This window comes from Kitasatospora sp. NPDC049285 (genome assembly GCF_040678815.1).
Classification (GTDB): domain Bacteria; phylum Actinomycetota; class Actinomycetes; order Streptomycetales; family Streptomycetaceae; genus Kitasatospora.
The window spans coordinates 1-4,334 of the sequence record NZ_JBFAQR010000127.1; the positions used below are offsets into that span (position 1 = coordinate 1).

Genomic DNA, 4,334 nt, shown 5'->3' on the forward strand with positions numbered 1-4,334 from the left:
AACCCACCACCTGGGCAGGCGACCACGGCTTCGTCAACGGCACCAAAGACGACACCACCGGCCTCACCAACCTCGGAGCCCGCGAATACCAACCCCAACTCGGACGCTTCCTCAACCCCGACCCACTCCTAGGCCCAGCCGATCCCCAACAGTGGAACGGCTACGCCTACAGCAACAACAACCCCGTCAACCTCAGCGACCCCACCGGGCTCATGATCGATCAGAGCGGGGGCGCCAACTGCGACTCAAGCTGCCAGCAGCAGAACACCGACACAATCAACCAGGGCAACGCGAACACGGAATCATATTTCCACGGCTGCGGCAGCTCGCATTACAACGGACATTCCTGCGTACCGGCCAAAAAGAAGGAAGACACAAGCGGCGGCACAACCACCGATTTCATCGCGGGGGTCGGTGCGATCTTCGTTTCCGTTGATGATGGCTGGGAACGCCTCCTGCACTGGGGCGGCCCCAACCCGCCCAAGTCGTACCCCATGGACATGTATTTGCAGTGGGTGACTGAGCATGGCGTGGACACAGAGGATGCGGAATTCGCATCTGGGTCCTTCTTGCTTGCCGCGTTCGGCGACGCCTACATCGCATCCCCCAAGGCCGGCAAGTGGGGTTGCGGCGGCTGCAGCTTCGCCCCTGAAACCCCCATCCTCCTGGAGAATGGGACGGCTAAGCCAATCGGCGAGCTCAACGTTGGCGACAAGGTTGAGTCAGCTGATCCCTCCACGGGACAGGACCAGGGCGGACGCGAAGTACAACACGTCTGGATCAACCATGACAGCGACCTTCTCGACGTCACGGTAGCCACTGACGATGGCGAATCCGCTGTCCTCCACACCACATCGAACCACCCCTTCTGGGATGCAACCACACACACGTGGATCCCGGCGGGACAACTTGAGCCGGGCCATCAACTGGCAAGCACCATCGGCCACACGGCCACTATCAAGGCAATCACGCATACACCTGGCGTTGCCGACCGCTACAACCTAACTGTCCTGCAGCTCCACACGTACTATGCGCTGGCTGGGACCACGCCAGTCCTGGTTCACAACATCAACAACCCAATTCCAGGAGGGTGTTCGATACCCGGCCGGTCGGTCTACGACATTCCCGCTGGTTCCAGCGGTGGGCCAGGTGCATACGCCACAGTCCCAGCCACCATGCGCGCAGAGTATGGAACTGGGGTACAATAGCATCCGCCGCTAAACCAACCGTTGTGTTCATATTGCCGCACGAACCTCGCGAAGCCGATCGACCACGTGCAGCCGCGAATTAATGGCGGAGACCTGTCGGATGCTAACACCACGCCCGCTTGCACATTCTGCAACAGCTCTAAGCGTGACAGGGTGGCTCCGCTAAATCCGCCGCCAAACTATTCGGGACACTGGCCACCTCCATGGTGGCCAGCCAACATGCAGGCTACAGTGGCAGTCCCCAGATTTATCCCATAGATTAAATGCGGCGGGCTGTGCTACAGCCCGCCGCAAATCAATTTCATGATTGATGGCGGAGGGAATCTTGCAGGTCACGATTGACGGAGTTACCTACGTCAGCCATGAGGACCCCGCGTGGAGACACGAGAAGCACTACATGGCCATGGTTGATCTAGCCCCGTTCGACCTTTCGGGGATGCTCGAGCAACTTTGGCTTCGAGAGCTCGAAGAAGGCGAATTTGAAGTTTGCTGCATCCCGTTTTACACCTACGGCATTGCGCTGGGCGACGTGGTGAGAAAGGGCAGGGCGGACCTTATTGAGAGCTTGATCAGCAAGTCGGGGCGCCGCGTCCTCCGAGTCTTCTTTGCAGAGCCTCGACCTTCGACGGACAGTCGATCAGCGCTACGTAATGCCGTGGACTCCGCCGGACTTCTGAGCGAATGGAACGGCGATCGCCAAGTCGCGATTGACGTCCCAGACATTTCGACAATGCAGCCTGTTTTCGATTCCGTCCAGGGCGAAATTCGGAATGGAACGGCATTTTGGGAGTGGGCAGACGCCAGGGGATTCAGGTCCACCTAGGATGAATACGCCGAGGATTACCATTTCGAGGTCTCGGCCTGTCGAATGATGTTTGCAAAACGCTCGGCTGAGGCTTCCAGCCGAGCGTTTTGCGTTGGGCGCCGGTTGAGCTGATCGGCGCTGCGCGGCGAGGTGTTCGAGCAGTCCATCGAGGACCGGGAGCATCAGTCCTTGACATCCGGCTGCGCAGAGCTCGTGGCCACGGAGTCCGCCCCAGCAGCCGGGAACAATAACTCGAGGCCCCGGCCGCAGACTTGACCTCGATTCGTCAGGGGTGATCCATCGCCGATGGATCGGCAGTTCGCCCTATTTGTCCCTCATGGTGAGGGGTGGGGTCTTCGCGTGTCGCTGCGGCTGCGCCGGGTTCCACGGGCCCGGGGTAGGGCGGTTCCTCCTTCCTGGCCTTCGTGGGGGTGGTGGCGGGCCGTCAGGTGACGGCCCGCAGGGCGGTCAGGCGATGCCAACAGGTCAGGAAGGCTTCACGCCAGGGCCGGGTGCGGTCGATCCGCAACCAGCGACGGCGCGCGTGTCGGGCGAGCCGGGCCGGCAGGTGGTAGAGGCGGTAGCGCATGGTGTCCGGCTCGGCCTGGGGCAGGTCGTCGATGTCGTGCAGCCCGAGCAGTCGGGTCCAGGCGTCCAGGTCGTGGGCGAGGTTGCAGGCGAGCACCCAGCCGCGGTTGACCTCCCAGGAGGAGGACGGCAGGTTGCGCAGTCCCATGGCCTTGTCGGTGCGGACTCGATCCTCGACCACGGCGTGGGCGCGGGCGAGGGCGTCCAGCCACTGGGGCTGGTGGGAGCTGGCGATGCCCCACATGTGACGGATGTTGGTCGCGGCGATCCGGTAGCGCCAGCCGGTCTTCTTCTCGAAGGTGGTCAGCTTCTTCGCGTCCCGGGCGCTGGGGCGGACCCGGCGGACCAGCAGCCGCATCCCCTCGGGCCAGTCGGGGCGGGTGTTCAGGCCGGTCAGCTCGGCGACGTGCGCAGTACTGCTGGCGGTGGCGTCCTGCTTGAGGGTGTCGCCCCAGGCCGTGGCGGGCAGCAGGGCGCTGGCCTGTTCGTCGGCGTCGGTCATCTTCCAGCCGACGAGGTAGCGCACGGTGCGGCGGGCGGTGTTCAGCGACTCCAGGTGGTTCAGCAGGTCGTGGCTGGCGCCGGCTCCGTCGATCCGAACGAGGATCTTGGCCTGGGAGGAGTTCGGGATCTGCTTCAGTGCGTCGGCGAGCACGGTGACGTGGTTGGCAGCGGTGTTACTGCCCGCATTGCCCCGGCCGCAACAGTATCGCCAACGACTCGGTGGTGTTCGCGCACCACGCCCCCAGCGGGTGGAAGCCGAACGTCTTCTTGAACGTCACCGCCGCTCCGGCCTTGTTCGACGCGGAGGTGATCAGGGTGGTATCGATGTCGACGACGATCCAGCCGGTCAACCGCTTGCCCGCCACGGTGAGCCAGGGAAAGCCCGCGGGGCGCGCGGCGAGGAGGTTCCACACATGCCGCCGGACCCTGCCGCAGGCCCGGCCGATCCGGGCAAGTAACCGCTCGTCGACACCGGCCAGGGTGCGGCGCATGGTGGAATCCGACGGCGGTCTGCCGAGCAAGGGCTGCTGGTGGGCTTGGAGCTGCTCGGCTCCCAGGAGGTTCTTCACGCCCAGCACGATCGCCGTCGACAACCCGACGACCACCTCGGCACGGTCACGCCAGCCGGTCCCGCCTCGCGGCAGCACCCGCGCGAGCGCGGCCGTCAACCCGGTGCGATCCGCACAAGCACGCAGCAACACTGCCCCGGCATGCCCGATCAGACCCTTGCTGTCCGCGGTGACGGACAGCCCGCGGTCCCAACCTGTACGCTCGCTCACCAGAAGGGTGCCCCTGGTTCTCTGCTGGATATGACGTCGACACTCACATCCTCGCAGCTCAGAAGCACCCTTCTTCTAACCCTGCGTCAGATCCCTCTCTCCGGCTGAATATCCAGGGTTAATGCAGGTACTCGAGCAGGCAGCGGTCAAGCCGCGGTGTGGAGAAGGGCTGCTGGTGGCCAGCCCGTCCCTTCGAGGACCTCGAGGTGATCTGCATCGACGCGAGCATGCCGCCCACGAGGTTCTTGCCGCCTACGCACCGCCCACGCCCGAGCGGACCTACCGCCACCAAGCCCGCGCCCGCCACGGCACCGAGCCGCGGAAGCCGTGGCCGCAACCGGCCCGCGGCTGGAGGAACCCCCGCCGTGCGACGCGAGAACATCGATATCGACTGTCGCCTGATCAGGATCGTCTCCGCATCACCGGAGTTTTGCGCCCCCTATCCCCCCC

Annotated in this window: 5 protein-coding genes; 3 read left to right on the forward strand and 2 right to left on the reverse strand. The window is 64.1% G+C overall.

From position 1 onward, the window contains the following. From AB0K51_RS34600 to AB0K51_RS34610, 3 genes are all read left to right on the forward strand, one after another. Positions 1-1,208 (forward strand): RHS repeat-associated core domain-containing protein (locus AB0K51_RS34600; RefSeq protein ID WP_363462233.1); only part of this gene is annotated, 1,208 nt, incomplete at its 5' end. A 21-nt stretch (positions 1,209-1,229) separates the two neighbouring features. After that, complete coding sequence (locus tag AB0K51_RS34605; RefSeq protein WP_363462235.1) at positions 1,230-1,466, forward strand: HNH endonuclease; 237 nt, start codon at positions 1,230-1,232, stop codon at positions 1,464-1,466. Between the two features lie 139 nt (positions 1,467-1,605). Further along, positions 1,606-2,031, forward strand: a complete 426-nt coding sequence (locus AB0K51_RS34610; protein WP_363462237.1) for a DUF4265 domain-containing protein — start codon at positions 1,606-1,608, stop codon at positions 2,029-2,031. A gap of 427 nt (positions 2,032-2,458) precedes the next feature. Here the strand turns inward: AB0K51_RS34610 and AB0K51_RS34615 are convergent, their stop codons facing one another. Together AB0K51_RS34615 and AB0K51_RS34620 are read right to left on the reverse strand one after the other, a co-directional pair. Continuing rightward, the gene (locus AB0K51_RS34615; RefSeq protein WP_363462239.1) at positions 2,459-3,256 is read right to left on the reverse strand and encodes a transposase; all 798 of its coding nucleotides are present in this window, start codon (positions 3,254-3,256) and stop codon (positions 2,459-2,461) included. A 22-nt stretch (positions 3,257-3,278) separates the two neighbouring features. Next, positions 3,279-3,884, reverse strand: a complete 606-nt coding sequence (locus AB0K51_RS34620) for a transposase (protein WP_363462241.1) — start codon at positions 3,882-3,884, stop codon at positions 3,279-3,281. Positions 3,885-4,334 lie beyond the last annotated feature (450 nt).

Excerpts from the sequence above, each read along its gene's own strand:
- AB0K51_RS34610 (WP_363462237.1), top strand. The coding sequence starts at position 1,606 with ATGGCCATGGTTGATCTAGCCCCGTTCGACCTTTCGGGGATGCTCGAG.